General features: G+C 35.3%; 11 protein-coding genes. All 11 read right to left on the bottom strand.

Features of this window, described 5'->3' with window-relative positions; all coding sequences use genetic code 11:
- Positions 1–41: 41 nt before the first annotated feature.
- Entirely contained in the window at positions 42–2,717 is a 2,676-nt protein-coding gene (locus SOM12_RS18500) for a DUF4962 domain-containing protein (RefSeq protein ID WP_320494803.1), read from the bottom strand.
- Between the two features lie 19 nt (positions 2,718–2,736).
- Positions 2,737–4,113 (bottom strand): sulfatase family protein, encoded by a 1,377-nt coding sequence (locus SOM12_RS18495; RefSeq protein ID WP_320494802.1) that lies wholly within the window; start codon positions 4,111–4,113, stop codon positions 2,737–2,739.
- 268 nt (positions 4,114–4,381) lie between these two features.
- Complete coding sequence (locus SOM12_RS18490) at positions 4,382–5,149, bottom strand: hypothetical protein (protein WP_320494801.1); 768 nt, start codon at positions 5,147–5,149, stop codon at positions 4,382–4,384.
- A 41-nt stretch (positions 5,150–5,190) separates the two neighbouring features.
- Positions 5,191–6,156: an ROK family protein gene (locus SOM12_RS18485; protein WP_320494800.1), complete on the bottom strand. Its 966-nt coding sequence runs from the start codon at positions 6,154–6,156 to the stop codon at positions 5,191–5,193.
- Between the two features lie 185 nt (positions 6,157–6,341).
- Entirely contained in the window at positions 6,342–6,515 is a 174-nt protein-coding gene (locus tag SOM12_RS18480) for a hypothetical protein (protein ID WP_320494799.1), read from the bottom strand.
- A 124-nt stretch (positions 6,516–6,639) separates the two neighbouring features.
- Positions 6,640–8,526, bottom strand: coding sequence for a RagB/SusD family nutrient uptake outer membrane protein (locus tag SOM12_RS18475; protein ID WP_320494798.1), 1,887 nt, complete (start codon positions 8,524–8,526; stop codon positions 6,640–6,642).
- A 15-nt stretch (positions 8,527–8,541) separates the two neighbouring features.
- Complete coding sequence (locus SOM12_RS18470; protein ID WP_320494796.1) at positions 8,542–11,694, bottom strand: SusC/RagA family TonB-linked outer membrane protein; 3,153 nt, start codon at positions 11,692–11,694, stop codon at positions 8,542–8,544.
- A gap of 756 nt (positions 11,695–12,450) precedes the next feature.
- Positions 12,451–13,299 (bottom strand): heparin lyase I family protein, encoded by an 849-nt coding sequence (locus SOM12_RS18465; protein ID WP_320494795.1) that lies wholly within the window; start codon positions 13,297–13,299, stop codon positions 12,451–12,453.
- 105 nt (positions 13,300–13,404) lie between these two features.
- On the bottom strand, positions 13,405–15,387 hold the full coding sequence (hepC, locus tag SOM12_RS18460; protein WP_320494793.1) for a heparin-sulfate lyase HepC: 1,983 nt from the start codon (positions 15,385–15,387) through the stop codon (positions 13,405–13,407).
- Positions 15,388–15,498: 111 nt separating this feature from the next.
- Positions 15,499–16,704: a glycoside hydrolase family 88 protein gene (locus SOM12_RS18455; RefSeq protein WP_320494792.1), complete on the bottom strand. Its 1,206-nt coding sequence runs from the start codon at positions 16,702–16,704 to the stop codon at positions 15,499–15,501.
- Positions 16,705–17,206: 502 nt separating this feature from the next.
- Positions 17,207–17,386 carry a hypothetical protein gene (locus SOM12_RS18450; protein ID WP_320494791.1) on the bottom strand — a complete coding sequence of 60 codons (180 nt, stop codon included), beginning with the start codon at positions 17,384–17,386 and terminating at the stop codon, positions 17,207–17,209.
- Positions 17,387–17,438 lie beyond the last annotated feature (52 nt).

Raw genomic sequence — 17,438 nt, 5'->3', positions numbered from 1 at the left:
TTAAACTCTAATTTAAAGAAAAAGTAAGCATCTTATAGCTTTTAATTTTTATCATATTTGGCAGTGTCTGGCAGTTCATCTACGGCTTCTTGTTTGTTTACTTTGTTTTTCTCCATTTCTAACAATACCGAACTTCCTTTAATTTTAGGCGAATATGCTTTTCCTTCAAATTTAACAGGCAGATTTCCATAGCTGAATAATGATTTTATAAATTTTCCCGAAACTTGTAAAGCTGCTGCTTTTTCTCCGTCTAACTGCGCCTGAATTTCCCATTCTCCAACTTGTAAATGTGATACACCATTGCTGTTTGAGAGGGTTTTGATGACTTCTGTTTTGCCATCTTTAATTTGAATAATGGTTAAAAACCTGAATTTTTGTTTTGGTTCAGAAGTGATTCCGGCATGCCATTGATCTTTAAATTCTTTTATCTGGCCTTCGTCATTGGTGACTTTATTCCAATTAACTGCAGGTTCAAAAAACTGATTATGTACCGACATTTTTAAAGATGTATCTGTAAAGACGCTTGCGTTTACATTTCCTAAATCGGTTTGTACAGTAAAGTTTTGCTGTTTGGCATTTATAGCATTTTCTCCTTTGATGCTGTAATAAGGACAATGAAATTGAGTGGTCCATTTTACGGGAGTTTTAGCTTCTAATTCGTCGTATAAAACAATATAACCGCCTTCTAATTGCAACATGTGTCTGCGATACAAAGTTACACCAGATTCTCCATAACCGTTTTCTTTACTTGGTACAACATTAATTTGCTTGAATCGGTCTAACCAAAAATCACTTTTTATTTCTCCGTAAGCGTTACTGGCATCTCCCAAGGCATATTGAATGTGTTTTCCTGAGATAGCTCTTGGAATCCATCCGTAACCTTCTTCACCCAATTTCTGATTCAAACTATCGGCTAAAATTGTGTTGTAAGCTTTTGATGATCTATAATATAAAAGGTTGTGTTTGTCGCTGAAATTGCTGTAATAACCTGTTCCTCCAAAGATTACTTTTCCTTTGTAATTGATAGTAAAAGCATTCTGAGACGCATGACCATGACCCGAAGAACCAAACGGACTGCTGGATAAATAACTGCTTAGTGTTTTATCGGCTTTGGCCAAATCTTCGTGCATGGCAACAACACCAATATCACCAAATTTGCGGGTTTTTGGCAAGTTCTCTGGTGAAGTTACAGGTAGATTTCTATTGGGTTTATAGTTTAATAATCTGAAAAACAGGAAATCATCTGTGCCGTGATAATAAGATGGATGGTCTCTTTTTATTTCGTTTACATACCAGTTTAAGTATGGATTATTCATTTTATAAGTCAGTGCATCGGCAAACCAGGCTTCACCTTTTACGATGTACGGAATATTCTCCCACATATCGCCAAGTGCGGTACTTGCGGCTCCGTTTGGATGTGTGTACAGCATGTAATAAGGCAGGTTCTGCATCCACGGAAGTTTAAAATAATCGACTCCGCTAAAATCGCCAAACATTTGCGATAAGTAAATGATGGATTTAAAGTTAACTCTGAAATAGCCATTTCCTTCGTGCCAGCCGCCATCTGATGTGCCTAAAACCGGAAAACGTGCCGACCAGACTTCGTACATATAAGTAAACCACTCTTTGGCTTCGGGAACATCATTGATTACGGCAACAGTCGCAATTGCAAGATTTCGCAGCGTAATCTGCCAGACGTGATTATCGCTTACATGCAGTTCAAAACGATTAGGTAAATGATTGTAAACACGTTTAGCTCTAATCGTAATTATATTTTTAAAAATTTCTTTTTCCTCTGGAGTTAAAAATTGATATCCGGCATCATAAAACCAGCCCATGGCTTCAAGCACGGCGCCGCTTGTAAAATCATCTCCTGTTGCCAGTCCATCTGGATTCATGGCTGCAAGGTTTAAGGCTCTGCGCTTGGCATCCTGAATAAAACGTTCGTCTTTAGTAAGCTGATAGGCAATGCATAAATTACGAACCGGATTACCAACAGCATCACCAAAACCATGATACATTCTTTCTAAAATGATCTTTTTTTCTAATTTATTTTTGCCCGTAGTATCAATTACTCTTTGTGGTTTTTCGGTTGGAAGCGGAGCCAGCATTAATTTTTCCGCGAAAGCGATAAACTTTTTGGCTTCGGGATTATCAAGATTGTTTTTATAGAAATCTTCGCCAATACGGTTCATATCCCATAAAAGCGGATGCGATCCTTCGTTGCGTTTTAAAACTTCGTTTATGGGTGGTGATACTTTTTCGCTGGCATATTTAGCATCAATAACAAAATCGTAAACAGCAGACCATGTCCATTGACTGCTGCCTTTTAATGCATAACCGTATTTCCAGTACCATTTTCCGGGCTTCAAAGCAGCATGAAGCGGATAAACAGCCCAGCGCTGTTCTGTGCTGGCAATTAAATTTTTACTGAAATTGGTATCGCATGCAAGCATTATTTTATAGCGGACATTGCCAATATTTGGATCTTCGGGAACTTCACTGCCGCTTTCCATTGGTTTAACCATGTCTTTTCCATTTGTAGCAGGCCAAAGCAGGGCAGGAGCATTGGTAGGAACCGTAATTCCGTTTACTGGATAAGGCCATTCTCGAACTCTTGAATGCAGTTTTTCTGCCGTTAATTTTATAGCAGCAGATTGCTGGCTGAAAACTGAAACAGCGGTGAATGATAAAAATAAAGCAGTTATATTTTTCATAAATTATTCTTTAACCAAATTATAATCCAGACGAGAAAGGATCTCGGTTCTTTTTACACCATTGTTTTAAATAACGGCGCATGGCAGTTAGTTCTTTTTTATGTGATGGATCTACCGCCAAATTGGTAATTTCTCCTGGATCTTTCGTAAGATCGAAAAGCTGTTCTTTTAAATCTCCTTTGTTATATACGATATATTTATAATCTTTTGTAATTACGGCACGTCCGCTAATATTTAAGAGTTCTTCGTTATCGGCAAAATCGGTTTCAATTACCAGCGTATCACGAAGATTTTGATTTGGGTTTTCTATTTTTTTACTGATGTCAATTCCTTTTAAATAAGACGGTTTAGACACTCCTGTAAATCCGCATATTGTGGGAATAATATCTGTGCCATTGCAAACAAGCATATCTTCGGTTCGAGGTTTCCACTGACCAATTTTTGAAATGATAAAAGGTATTTTGGCCGACTCTTCGTATAATATCTGCTTTTGGTTCCAGCTGTGTCCCGCATAACCATCGCCGTGATCTGCAGTAAAAATAATAATGGTATTTTTTTCGATATTGTATTTTTTTAAAGAAGCCAGAACCATTTCGATATAACTGTCAACTTTTTCGACCAGACGATTGTAAGCCCAGCGGTACTGGCGCCATTGATCTGGTGTCCAGTTAACGGTAGGATAGGTTCTGAAACTTACTTTTTGCTGTTCGCGAACAATTTTGGGTTCGTATTCGGGAATTTTCCAGTTGGCTGGCAGTGGTGGACATTGATCTGCTGGAGGTGTTTTTTCCAGAATATCCATTTTTAAATCTTCACCTCGCGCCCATTCGCAAATGTCATGCGGATTTAAAAAAGACGCCACTAATAAAAATGGGTTGCTTTTGTTTTCTTTGATAAAACGAGCGCAGAATGAAGGTGTTGCAGCATCATTATAATCTTGAAAATTGGTGTTTTCGATATATTCAAAACCATGCTGGCTTTTTTTCGAAGTAGGAACCGGTAAATGCCATTTGCCAACATAACCGGTTTTGTAACCTCCGTTTTGGAAAATTTTTCCCATCATTAATAAATCTTCCGGCCATTGACCATCTTTTTCAGGAGCATTGCCTATAAAACCATTTTCAAAAGGCATTTTTCCGCTCATGATAGAAGCGCGTGATGGCGTGCACAAAGGCTGTGCACAGTAGGCTTTGGTAAACCGAACTCCGTTTTGAGCCAATTTATCCATTGCGGGTGTATTCAGATTTTTGTTTCCTGCAATACTCATGGCATCAGCGGTCTGCTGATCGGTCATGATGATTAAGATATTAGGACGGTCAGCATCTTGAGCATTCCCAAAAAACGGAATATTCAATACCACGAAAAGCCATATGAAAAATATGTTTTTTTGAAACATGATCTTTATGATTATTATTTGTTTTGTAAATGCTGAAATACAAAACGAATTTAATGATCAATGTTATAAGAGGGTTTTGATTTTGTGTAAAATGATATTAATTTTAGTTAAAACACTTTTAAGCTCTGTTTATGTGTTTTATTTTTAGAGGTTTAATCAAAAGATAGTCAATTAAACTTATCGTGTTGGCGCTTTGTGAGTTTGTTTATTAAATTAAGCTTAAAATCCCAATCTCTAAAAACAGCTGTTAGGTTAGGACCAGTTGTTTTTAGAGATAATATGTACTTAAAAAACTCATGTTATTTTTTTCTTTTCCATAAAAATAGATTCCAATTAGGAGCTTACTATTGTCGGGAATTTTATCTTTAATTCCATTGTCATTGCTAGACCACTTACTTTTTTTAATAATTTCAATCAATTTTTGATCAATTTGATTTCCGAAACCACTAATATCCGAAACATTTTTAATTCTCAAATTTGCATCGAAAGTAATTTCATAAATTCCATATTCTTTATTAGGTTCAATACCTCTAAATTGCTCTAAATCGGTACCAATATTTTTACTTTCGCTATAATTTTTTTCACGGTAATTTATCTTTTCTGTAAAAGTTATTTTTTTTGACTTAAAAGTTTTTAATATTTCTAATTCTCTTTTTTGTTTTTTAAGATTAGTTTTATCGAGATACAATAATCCTGAACACATTCCTATGATATATTTTCCATCCTTATTTTTTCGGGCATAAACAATTAATTCCGTATTTACAGGAATAAATAGTGAACAAGAACTCCCTGCATTTTGATCGCTTCTTCCTGCAACATAAAGCGCTTTTATTTTTTCACCTTTAAAAAGTTCATTAATTATAAAATCTGTTTTATAAAGTTCTTCTGAATTTTCATTTTTATAATTCTTTTTGATTTTAATTTTAGCAACAAAATCAGATTCTATATATTTTTCTGTTATTTTATTTTCATTACAAACACAAGCAAGTACTGAACAGGAAAATAGTAATAAAACAATTTGTGATATTTTTTTCATTATTTGTGATTTACAATTTGTGTCAACATCTCTTCAAATCCTTATTTAGTTGCGTAATCTAATGTTTTTAATTTTTGAAAGGCATTGGCACAAGCACCAAGTAAACCTGCTTTATTTCCAAGAGTTGCTGCTACAATTTCGGTATTAGAGAAAGAAACTGGAATTGCAGTCTTTTTTACCCGCTTTGTTAATTCATCAATGTAAAACTGACCCGCTTCGCTAATTCCTCCTCCAATAATTACTTTTTGCGGGCTGAATATATTCACATAATTTACAATTCCGGCTGCTAAATAGTCAAAATGATGCTGCATCGTTATTACAGCATATTCTTCGCCGGCAAGATATTTTTCGATAATAATTTTCCCGTCGATATTTTCTTCTGCAGATTTATTTTGAGATTTGTAATATTTAATTAATGCGGTTACAGAAGCATAGCTTTCTAAACATCCTATTCCGCCGCAGGCACATTGTAGTCCATTCTGCTGGATTATGGTATGTCCTAATTCGGCACCGCGATTCTGGTAACCTCCAAATAGTTTTTTATTGATCATTATGGCACCGCCTATTCCTGTGCCAATAGTTAGAAAAATAGCGTCATCGCTGTCTTTTGCCGCTCCGTAAATTACTTCGGCTAGTCCCATTAAGTTGGCATCATTATCAATTGCGATATTATATCCAGTTATGTCGTTTAAAATTTTCCCTAAGGGCAGTTGTTCAAATCCGGGTAAGTTTACTCCTCCGCCCACAATTACGTCATTTTCTATAAGACCAGGAAAGCCAATTCCTATACCAACAATAGGTTCATTTAACTGCTGTGTACATTGGGTGATAGCGCTCACAATTAAGTTTATTATTTCTTCTTCGGTTTTTACTTCGCTGAGAGATACTAAAAAAGAAAACAGAATTTCTCCAAGTTCATTAACAACACCACATTTCAGTGCAGTACCGCCAATATCTATTCCAATTGCATAGGAATTAGATATTTGTGTATCATTTAAGGTATTCATAATCTTTGCTTTATTTTATTATTTTCGTTTCTTCTAGAAACAATTAATGCAGAACGGCAAGTTCTGCATTAATGTCCAAAAACCAAGTAATTTTATAAAAAAAATAATGGGTTATTTTAACCTAATCTGTATTATGACTTAGGTTTGTGTATAGATTTGACAAAATCTCTCCATATTTGAAATTTTTATAGAGTTAATATTGCTTTTTCTTTAGTTGTTATGTCTTTTTTCCAAGCTTCAACTTTCTCTTGTCTTTGATTATAAAAAAGTGCTGGATCGTCTTTAATTGCTTTTTGTCCTTTGCCATTTTCTGCAGTCAAATCGTGCATTTTCTGTCTATTAGCGTTGCTTAATTTCATTATAGTAAATATAGAATCTCTTAACACTTTCATATCTTTAGGTGTCTTGCGCAAACGTAAATGTGGAAATAAAGATTAAACTCAATACTAATACTATCTTTTTCATAATATTAGCTTTTTGTTTTTAATATTTAGGATTTTGTCGCGTAATGCTCTTATTTACATCCGTTTCATTTTGAGGGTAAGGATATAATTCATGTTTCCCTGCCACAAAATTGGTGATAGAAGGGAAGAAGTAAGTAGATCGAATCGCTTTTACGGCAGTATTTGTTTCGGCTAACTTAGTTTCTAAAATTCCCCATCTAATTAAATCGGCTCTGCGCATTCCTTCTCCGGAAAGTTCCCAGGCTCTTTCCTGTTGTATTGCTTTAAGGAAGTTATCCTTATTTAATCCAGAAGCAAGATTGATTGCCGCAACTGCGGGTTTTGCTAATAATTGTGCAGTAGCAGTTGCTCCAGACCCTTTTCCGTCTGTGCTTGTAATGGTTACTGTTGGTACAGAAGTATAACCATCACCAGAGCGTAACATTCCAATGGTATTAACTCCTCCGCCTGACAGCGTTATTACTGCAGCAGCGGCATCTGTACCGCCGCCGCCTGTAATTTGTATCACTACATTTGCTGCCGAAGTGTATCCTGTACCTTTATTTCCTAAAGTTATGCCAATTCTGCTTCCTGCAACATCTGCACCAAAACCTCTTTTTCTTACCTGATTTATAGCATCGTAAGCAATCGCATTTGGTCCTTCATTTAATTCATTCTCTACTTCGGCGCGCATTAAAAGCAAATCAGAGTAACGCATAACTACCCAGTTAATATGTGTATAAACTCTTTCGGCAGTTGCATTCGTTTGATATTCTCTGCTCCATTTTCCAATTGTCCATCTTTCGTCCTGATTGGTGGTTAAAAGCGGTAATTTATTGCCAAGATTATTAATAGAATATGTAGCAATCGAAAAATCCCTGCGCTGATCGGCCGCATTAAAGCTGTTATAAAATGGTTTTGGCACTAGACATCTTGAAATATTCGAAGGATAAACTCCGTTTGCTGTCGCAGGACCATTAAAATTTCCAACCCAAGATGCGTTTCCTAAAGTTCCTGCTGGATTGTAAAAAGCAATCTGGAAAATATTTTCGGTTGGTTCTAAAACGTGCTGGCATTGGTTTTTGAACACTTTAGAATAAGATGGATTTAGTTTGTAAGGATTTTGAGCCATTACATCATTAATCTCTTTCTGTGCCAGTTTATAATATTCTTTGTAATCTGTAGGACGTTTTATAGTTCCGTCTGCCTGTAAAGAATAGCCTCCTGCAAATAATGCCACTCTTGCCAGCATGGCTTTTGCTCCCCATTTATTGATACGTTCATCTGTAGGTGTTTGTTCTGGCAGAAGAAGAGCAGCTTCCTGCATGTCTTTTATAATTTGACTGTAAATTTCGTAACGGTCTACCAGACCAACTTGCAGATTATCTCCTGATTGAGAACTTTTTGTTTTGAAAGGCACATCGCCCCATAAACGTACTAACTCAGAATAGTAGAATCCGCGGAGAAATTTGGCTTCGCCCAGCATCCTATTTAACTGATCTTTCTGAGTTTGAGTCCCATTGGTAAACAGATCCATTTGAGGAATTCTTTCGATTACTACATTCGCTCTGTCAACTCCTTCGTAAAGTTTACTCCACGCGGTGTAAAAAGTGGTAGTTTGAGAAATTCCCTGATAATGTGCTATTGTTCTCCAGTCATCAGCTCCAATTCCTGTCATTTGTTCAATATCGGTATCGGCATCAAAAATTAGAGAAATATTCCATCCATAACTATCAAGTGATGACATGGATTCGTAAACACCAAGTGTTGCCATATAGGCTTCATCTACATTTGAGAAAAAGTTGGCAGTTGTAAAATAGGAGTAAGGCGTTACTTCTAGTTCTTTATCACAGGAATTTAAAGGTAATAGAAGACAAGTAATGCTCGCTGCTATAATTGCTCTGCGGGAAAATATATATTTTTTCATCTTATTAAAATTAAATTATAGTGAAATATTTAAACCTGTAACAAAAGATTTACTTCTAGGATATGCACTGAAATCTACGCCCCGGGTTATGGCATTGCTGTAGACGCTTACTTCAGGATCATATCCAGAATATTTAGTGAACACATATAAATTATAGGCTGTAAAATAAATTCTCAAATTAGAAATTTTAGATTTTTTCAGCCATTCTTTAGGAAGTGTATATCCTAAACTGATATTGTTGATTCTTAAAAATGAACCATCTTCAATGATATCGCTGTACAAACGTCCGGTAGTATTACCGTTGAAAGCAGGATTTGTTTTACCAGCATTTAGCGCAGTCAGTTCATCAGGATCAGTTACTCGCTGTCCTGCAGCATTAATAGTTGTCCATCTGTCTGCATAAATTGCCAGTGTATTCAGGTTATCTAAATTCAGTCTTGAGTTGTTTAATACGTTTGCATTATAAATATCGTTTCCTACCGTAAAATCAAGAAATACACTCAAATCTAGTCCTTTATAAGTAAAAGTATTGTTGAAACCTCCTGTGTATTTTGGATTTGCATCGCCAATAGCTGTTCTGTCCAAATCGTTTATTACGCCGTCAGGAGTTCCATTTGCTCCGCTTATATCTTTAAATTTTATAAATCCAGGCTGTACTACAATATTATCGCTTACAACCCCAGTTTTTAATGTATAGGCTTTTGTTGCTGGATTATAATCAAAATCATTTACCTGATACAGTCCGTCACTAACATAGCCGTACATGGTGCCAACTGGTTTTCCTACTTGTAAGATATAGTCGTTTTTATCTGTGTAACTATTTGTAATCAAAGAGTTTTCTCCTTGGCTTAAAGCCAATACTTTTGTTTTATTGAAAGCAATATTAAAAGTACTATTCCATATAAAATTGTCTGTTTTTACATTGGTTGTATTCAGTGTAAATTCGATACCACGATTAGAGGTGGCTCCAATATTCTGAAACTGTTTTTTAAAACCTGAACTTGCAGGTACACGAGTATTATATAGCAGGTCTTTAGATTTATTTTCGTATATCTCAGTTGTTAAAGATATTCTTTGATTAAAAAATCCTAGATCAAGACCTAAATTGGTCGATTTAGTAGCTTCCCATTTTAAATATGGATTTGGCAGATTATTTTGAAATGCTGTAATCTGAGTTTGATTATTTAAAGGATAAGAACCTGAATTAAAAATTCCTAAAGCCGCATAATTTGCGATTCTATTATTTCCGGCTTCACCATAACTGGCTCTAAATTTAAAATCGGAGAAAACAGGCAGCTTTTTCATAAAGTCTTCTTCAATAACTCTCCATGCGGCAGATACGGCAGGAAAATATCCCCATTGATTTTCAGTTCCGAATTTTGTAGATCCGTCAGCTCTAATACTGGCAGAAAACAGATATTTATTTTTATAGGAGTAGTTTGTTTTTGCGAAAAAAGACAACAAAGCATCATCTTCTGAAAAAGTTGTCGGAATTCCTGCAATTGTGCCTAATTGTAATTTATCCCAGCCTAAATTAACTTCGGGAAAGGCTGAAGCAGTTGTAGTAACTCCTTCGGAATAGTTATAAATATATTCCTGCCCGGCCGTTGCATCAAATTTATGGATTTTATTAAAGGTTTTACTGTACGTTAAAACGTTGTTGTAGTTTAATCGTGTTGCAATATTATGTGTAATGCCGCCAAATGCACCGCCGCTTCTAATAGCCAGAATGCCTCTTGAATCATTAAAGAATTTATTTTTAATGCTGTTGTCCGTATAACTAACCAGTCCGCGGTAAATTAAATTTGGAGTAATATTGTATTGCAGCTGTAAACTCATATTAATAGATCTGGTAACCGCTTCTCTTTTTTGACTGTCAATTGTAATAAGCGGACTTTGAAATGTTGGCGAATCCTGATTGTCTAAAGGGTCTACGGTGAGTGTCTTTAAATCTTCGTCTGATCCTATCTTTCCAATTGTAGGTCTGTACTGAAGTAAATTCTGCAGCATGCTTAATCTCGCATTTCCTCCATCGCCTGTAGATAAGCCTGTTACTTTTTGATTGGAGTAATTGACAATAGCATTAACAGTAACCTTTTTACTTATTGTATTAGTAACGTTTAGTTTTGCAATATTTTTGACAGAAGCGCTTCCAAGCATAATTCCCTGATCATTATTAACCGAATAAAAAGCGTTGTATTTCGTATCATTTTCGCCTCCGCTGATACTTATTTTATGGTACTGGCTTTCTACAGCATTTCCAAAAACCTCATCCTGCCAGTCAATTCCTTTTCTGTTTTTGTAAAGACCTTCCAATTCATCATAAGTACCAAAAGTATTAGTGAATTTCTGCAATCTCGCATCATCAGTTGCTGCTTCATACAGTAGCTGCGTGTATTGATACGGATTCATTACAGGAAGTGTTTTTGCTATTGTTTTAATACCCCCGTAGGTATCATAACTTAGGGTAAGTTTTCCTCCTTTTGCTTTTTTAGTGGTTACCAGAACTACTCCATTAGCACCTTGTGCACCATAGATAGCGGTTGAAGCAGCGTCTTTTAAAACATCCATTGATTCAACATCCATTGGATCCAGAAAACTTAATCCGCCGGTTTGGGCTACACCGTCAACTACATAAAGCGGTTCGTTACTTTGTGTGATAGAACCTCCGCCTCTAATTCTAAGAGTTGGCTCAGCTCCGGGAGTTCCATCAGACATTGTTACCTGCATACCCGCAATACGTCCCTGCAAAGCCTGCGCCACATTTTGTACCGGAATTTTTGCCAATTCCTGGCCTTTAACAGAAGAGATGGCTCCAGTAAGATCTTTTCTGGTTTTGGTGCCATAACCTACTACAACTACCTCGTCAAGATTATTAGTGTCATCTATTAATTTGGTATTGATACTTGTTCTGTTTTTAACCTGCTCTTCTTTCGTTTTTGTTCCGATATAAGAAAATACCAAAACAGCATCAGCTTTAACTGTGATTTGATAGTCACCATCCATAGAAGTAATGGTGCTGTTTTTAGTTCCTTTTTCAGAAACTGTTGCTCCGGGCATTGGAATATTTTGTGCATCTGTAACTTTACCTTTAACAGTAATGTTATCCTGCCCGTACATCATTTTGCAAGTTGCCAGCAGCAAAAATAAAAATATAGTCCTTTTCATAATTTATTCGTTTAGCCGAAATAAGCTTGAGACTTATTTCGCATTGATGTTATCTAAGTTGAGTTTTTGTCCTGTTAAATAAAATTCATTACTATTTTGCTGCTCTATATTAAATGATTTTTAAAAAGCTACAATGAGTTGTGAGGAAAATTATAACAATTTATTAATTTGAAAATAGGACAGGGGAATTTTCTGCTTTGAGAAAAAAAATAAATTCTGTAATAGTCGGGTGGTTTCTTTTTGCTTGGTCATGTTTTTTTGATTTTAATTAAAACAAATATATTAATCGACTATAAAGTTCAGTTTTGAATGCGTCCAAAATGCTATTGATTTTGATTAATACAACGTTTTCGTTAATAGTAAACATTGGTAATATCAGTGTTTTATACTATTTCTTTTAAAACTAAATTTTAAAGAAAGCGCCGTAAATAGTAATCAGTTTTAAAATATACAGTATTGAGTATAGGTTAGTCAAAAGAAAGTAAATTGTTAACTAAAATATTGATTTTTAACAGCAAAAAAAACTGTGCTTATTTTTCTCATACAGATAAAACTTGTTAAAGAATAACTTGCATGACCAATGAGTGATAATTGAATCAAACAAAATAACTTTAGCGTTTAGTAATGTCAATTAAAAATATACTTTTTCAATTGGATATTTTCTGAAGAGTAATTTAAAAATGTCAAAGAAGATTAAGAATGTTTTATAAAGAAAAAGGCAGCCTAAAAGCTGCCTATTTTTGAACTTGTACATTACTATTTTAAAGGAAGTCTGATGATGCGGATATCATCATGAAAAGCGATGCGTGTTAGTACATTATCGCTGGTAATTACGCTTCCATCGGCATTTTTTCCAGCTTCGCGATAAACACCCCATTTTAAGTAACCTACATTTCCCACAGCGGGGCTGCCTGTGAATGTTATAAAATTATTTCGTTCCAGAACCAGATTAAAATCGGATTGATCTGGAAGCTTAACGTATATTTTCATGTATCCTGTCTCATCCATTGCCCATTTCACTTCAATTCGAAACTTAATCCATTGATTAATATAAGGACGATAATCAGTAATCAGATTATCCTGATACTGATAATCTCTGGCAACGACAGCATTTCGTTTAGTAAGAATTCTTAAAGGCAGTAATTGATTATCAGACATTTTCAGCTGGAAAACATTATCTCCATAGGCTGGGTTCGCGCTATTCCACTGCTGCCAATCTTTTAATAATATACTAACCTCGTATCGATGTTCGTCTCCAGGGATATAGCGGTATTTAGCTAAAGTAACTGCATCAGATTCACTGCGGTAGGAACCGTCTGAAAAATAAACGTTGTCTCCAAGGGTAACTTTATGCGCAATAGCATATTTACCAGTACTGCCGGGTGAAGTCACAGAAACGGCATCAGCGGCGGGTGCATGAGTGCCGGTTATACCTGTAACTCCTGAAGTAACCTCGCCAGATTCGTAATTTATGTTGAGAATGGTATCGTTTACAGCTGGTTTTAAAACAGGTTCTAAATCGTTATTTTGTTCCTTACTGCATGCTATGCCGGCTGTTAGTGCCAAACCGAGAAAAGCCAGTTTAAGGATGATGTTTTTTTTCATATAACTTTACATTAAAAAATTAAATAACGGATGGATTCTTAATGACTGTGTTTTCTTCTCTTAATGAATAATTAAGAAAAGAAAACACAGCTGACATTTTGATTTTTATTGTTCTAATGTTGTTTGAACAGCATTGGTTTTACCATCGATAGTGATACTTAAATTGATGTTTCCTTTCTCAAAATCATTTCCCGGATTTGGTTTGATGGTTATTTGCGGAGCCTTATTTCCATCATACGGATAAACGATGCTGATAAATTGCTGTGATAGTGTATCATTTTTTGGTTTTTCGAACACAAATGCCGGTCTCGATGTTTCTTTTGCATAAGAGTACGAAACTTTACCTTCTTCTTCATTTAATACCGCTTTATCGCTGTTTAAGGATTGAATCAAAAGATTATTTCCATCTTCGTAGGTGGTATAAACGCTATTATTTTCTTTATCAAAAACAGGTTTGCTGTCTTCTTTTAACTGAAAATGCACGCCTAATTTTCCTGTTGCTGTACCAATTGCTTTATCAATTATTAAAAAGTATTTTCCGTTGATAAAAAGTACACTTCTTTGATGGTTCAAATTGGTATAACTGGGATTTGTATACGTTAAAACATCAAGATTTTTACTGGTCTTCCATTTGTTTTGACGGGCTTCGGTAATTATCATGTCTTTATTATCCAGTGTCAATGTGCTGTGCACTCTTGTCTGGCGAAACCAGTTTCTCATTTTAGTCACTTCGGCATCGCCGCTGTAAATATAACAGCCCGTATCTGGTGTAAAGTTACGCCCTTTTACCCAAAGCTCAAAAGTTCCGTTATCCGGCTGCGCATGAAACTCTGCAGGCGGACCTGCTTTTAAAACCATTATTGTTGATTTATTATCCCATCCGTTTCTAAAGGTATACAAACCTCCATTAGGAAATGCGTTGGACAGATAACCGGGTAATTTTCCTGAGGCTCCCTCTGCAGCATAATATTCTATAAGTCCATCATTAGGAAACATCTTTGACCAGCTTGAAAATTGTTTTATCCTTACTGCTTTATCAACAGCCCAGGTATCGCCAAACATAGGATAATTATAATTAGGGAAAGAGATATTGGCAGTAACTAAGACCATTTTCTCAATGGTTTTGATATAAGACTCCGGAAATTCCTTTTCTAATCCCGTCATTTTTGCAGCATTATATGCTTTAGTAAAAATTTCGATACAGCCCACATGATAAGTCGGAGAAAGTTCCCATTGTACTCCGTCGGCAAATACCTGTAGTTTTATTTCGCGGTTAAGGATTTCGATACCGCTTTTGCGCCATTGTTCAGCTTGTTTAAATTCAGGAAAAAATGCTCCTGCACCCAAAACACGTTGTGCTTCAAATAATAAATGATTACCTTCTTTACTGTAATGCTTTGGAATATAATCGGTTTGTTTGTTGAAACTGTTTAAAAATTCCATCAAAAATGCTGGTGTAAAGTTGGGAGATACTACAAACAAATTAAATATAGCCGGATAACTTTGTATACGTTCTGATACTTCCAGCGGACGCCATGCTATGCTGTCGTTTTCTGCAGAACGTCCTAAAAAGTTTTTCTTTTCCCAGTCTCTAAATTGCAGCACCCATTCCTTGGCGTATTTTTCATCTCCGCTGCTCCTATATGCTAATGCCATAGAATGCCACCAGGTTAAACGGTGCAGCTGCCAACGGATTTCATTGTCTTTTATTGGCCAAAGATCCCAATTGATATCGGCTCCATAATCAAAAAAGCCATATCCTTTATGCGGCTGAAATTGATGCAGTAAGGCATTGTCTGCTTTTTCCTGATTGGCTTTTCCGATGTCTTTTCCTTTAAATCGTGCTTCATCACCGATATTAAAATCAGGATGTTTTACGGTTTTACGATTACGGTAATAAACCAAAAGTTCTTTTGCAGCATCATTGTATTTGGCTTGATTAAAAAGCTGGTTTACTTTTTCTAACCCCGGATAATTGAGGTTTACAGCATCAAAGCTTTCTTTATTTACTACAGTTTCCTGCGCATTGCTAGAACAAAATGTTAGCAGCATAAAAAATAGAGCGGTAGTTCTTTTTAAATTTATCATTTGTTTTTATAATAAATAAGAAGCTGTTTAATGGATCTTTTAGAGATCAAAAATAACTTCCTAAATTCTTTATTAATGCATTAAATTTTTCAAATTGATTAAAGATGCTGCTTATATCTGGATTTTTTTGATTGCAGCATATCTTTTTAAAGCTTCCAGATAATAATAATCAGCATAATCAAGTGGTGTATCAATTTCTGAATTGTATAAAAAAGCACCAACACTATGTTTTAGCAGAAAATAATGATTCTCACCTGGTTTAGCCAAATAAGCATCTGAAGATAATGATTTCAATAGTACTTCAGCATAGTCAGCATATTTTTGACCGTCTTTTACTTGTGTACTCAAATCTAATAAGGCAGAAGCAATAACTGCTGCAGCCGAAGCATCTCTTGGTGCCAGCTCATCGGTTTCTAATGCATTGTGGACATCATAATCCCATACCGGTATTTTATCCTTTGGTGTTCTGGGATGGTTCATTATAAATTTCGCAATATTTTCGGCTTGTTGCAAAAACTTTGGATTTTTGCTGTTTTCATAACATACCGTATAGCCATATAAACCCCAGGCCTGACCACGTGCCCACGCTGATTCGTCTGTTAATCCCTGGTGAGTAGCTTTACGCAGAACTTTTCCAGTTACAGGATCATAATCTACTACATGGTAAGAACTGAAGTCTTTTCTGAAGTGATTTTTCATAGTTGTTAACGCGTGAGTATCTGCAGCATTTTTATATTCGGGTTTATTAAATTGCTTCGCTCCCCAATATAAATACTCCAAATTCATCATATTATCAATAATTACAGGATAATGCCACGATGGAAAATCCCAGGAGCGAATCACTCCAATTTTAGGATTAAATCGGGTGTAAAGATGGGCTGCTCCATCGCTCAAAGCAGGCAGATAGCTTTCGTCCTTTGTAATTCTATACGCATTTCCATAAGAACAATACAACATGAAACCAACGTCATGGGTATTTTTAATATTTCGAATAGAATCCAGCGCGAGTGTGAATTTTTTAGCTTCATCGGCCAGTATTTTGTCGCCTGTAAGTTCATAGCCGTACCAAAGACTTCCGGGAAAGAAACCAGTAGTCCAATCGGTTAAACCGGCTAAGCGCACTGTTCCGTTGGGATTTACCGAACGCGGATTTTTCCCGGGTTTGTATGTTTGTGCTGCTTTGTTTAATTGAAATTGAATGACTTCGATTGTTTTTTTAAACCAAAGCAAAGACGGATCATCATTTTGAATAGGCTTTGCAAAAGTGTTAAAAGTAATAGTGGAGAGGACTAGAAATAGATTGAAGGTTTTTTTCATAGTTAATTCGTTTATATCTGTATTCTTTTTGTTTTTCGAATATTTTATAAAGCGAAGTTAAACTGGAGATCTAAAACGGTCTTTCAAATTCTATCATAAATGTTTTGAATTTGTGTAAAGACGTTTTTTTAAGGCTAAAACTGGCCGTAAATCAATTTTGATGCAGATATAGAATTGTGATCTGAAAGATTTTAAATTATTGAATTTGAAACAACGGAATATCTGCTTTCTGCATTGTGAAAATTTCTTTAGAATTAATTTTGATTTAAACAGATATTATTACTATTTGTAAATATTACCATTTTTTGCCAAATTCTAAAATTAGCAGTTTTTGCTGGTGATTCCGTGGGTTGTTAACATTAAACTTACGTAACAATAATTGTCTGTTAAGAATTTCTTAAAATCCATAAGTTTACTATATGTCAATTTATATTCACTTTTGCAGTGAAATATTTACTAATATTAATGATTTAACTGAAATGGAAAAAAATAGGTTTTTGATTTATGTGGTTTTCTTATTTGTTTCGCTAACAGCAGCAGGACAAAAAGGCTGCAGTGTTTCTTTAGAAGCATCTCCATTTTTTACCGACAATTCATACGATTTGGCGGCCTCTATATAATACATTTTATCAAAAAGGGCATCGGCGGTTTTGTTCTTAGTCTGCGAATGAACTATTTGCATAGCCAGCAGTACAAGTATTATAATTCTTTTTTTTATAAGCGATAGTAATACC

Source organism: Flavobacterium sp. CFBP9031 (assembly GCF_034044945.1).
In the GTDB taxonomy this organism is placed as follows: Bacteria; Bacteroidota; Bacteroidia; order Flavobacteriales; family Flavobacteriaceae; genus Flavobacterium.
The sequence above is the reverse complement of the archived record's forward strand: the minus strand, read 5'-3'. Positions and strand labels throughout refer to the sequence as shown.

Coding starts and splice junctions, on each gene's coding strand:
- SOM12_RS18450 (WP_320494791.1), bottom strand. CDS start 17,386: ATGCAAATAGTTCATTCGCAGACTAAGAACAAAACCGCCGATGCCCTT.
- SOM12_RS18480 (WP_320494799.1), bottom strand. CDS start 6,515: ATGAAATTAAGCAACGCTAATAGACAGAAAATGCACGATTTGACTGCA.
- SOM12_RS18495 (WP_320494802.1), bottom strand. CDS start 4,113: ATGTTTCAAAAAAACATATTTTTCATATGGCTTTTCGTGGTATTGAAT.
- SOM12_RS18485 (WP_320494800.1), bottom strand. CDS start 6,156: ATGAATACCTTAAATGATACACAAATATCTAATTCCTATGCAATTGGA.
- SOM12_RS18475 (WP_320494798.1), bottom strand. CDS start 8,526: ATGAAAAAATATATATTTTCCCGCAGAGCAATTATAGCAGCGAGCATT.
- SOM12_RS18465 (WP_320494795.1), bottom strand. CDS start 13,299: ATGAAAAAAAACATCATCCTTAAACTGGCTTTTCTCGGTTTGGCACTA.
- SOM12_RS18490 (WP_320494801.1), bottom strand. CDS start 5,149: ATGAAAAAAATATCACAAATTGTTTTATTACTATTTTCCTGTTCAGTA.
- SOM12_RS18500 (WP_320494803.1), bottom strand. CDS start 2,717: ATGAAAAATATAACTGCTTTATTTTTATCATTCACCGCTGTTTCAGTT.
- SOM12_RS18470 (WP_320494796.1), bottom strand. CDS start 11,694: ATGAAAAGGACTATATTTTTATTTTTGCTGCTGGCAACTTGCAAAATG.
- hepC (WP_320494793.1), bottom strand. CDS start 15,387: ATGATAAATTTAAAAAGAACTACCGCTCTATTTTTTATGCTGCTAACA.
- SOM12_RS18455 (WP_320494792.1), bottom strand. CDS start 16,704: ATGAAAAAAACCTTCAATCTATTTCTAGTCCTCTCCACTATTACTTTT.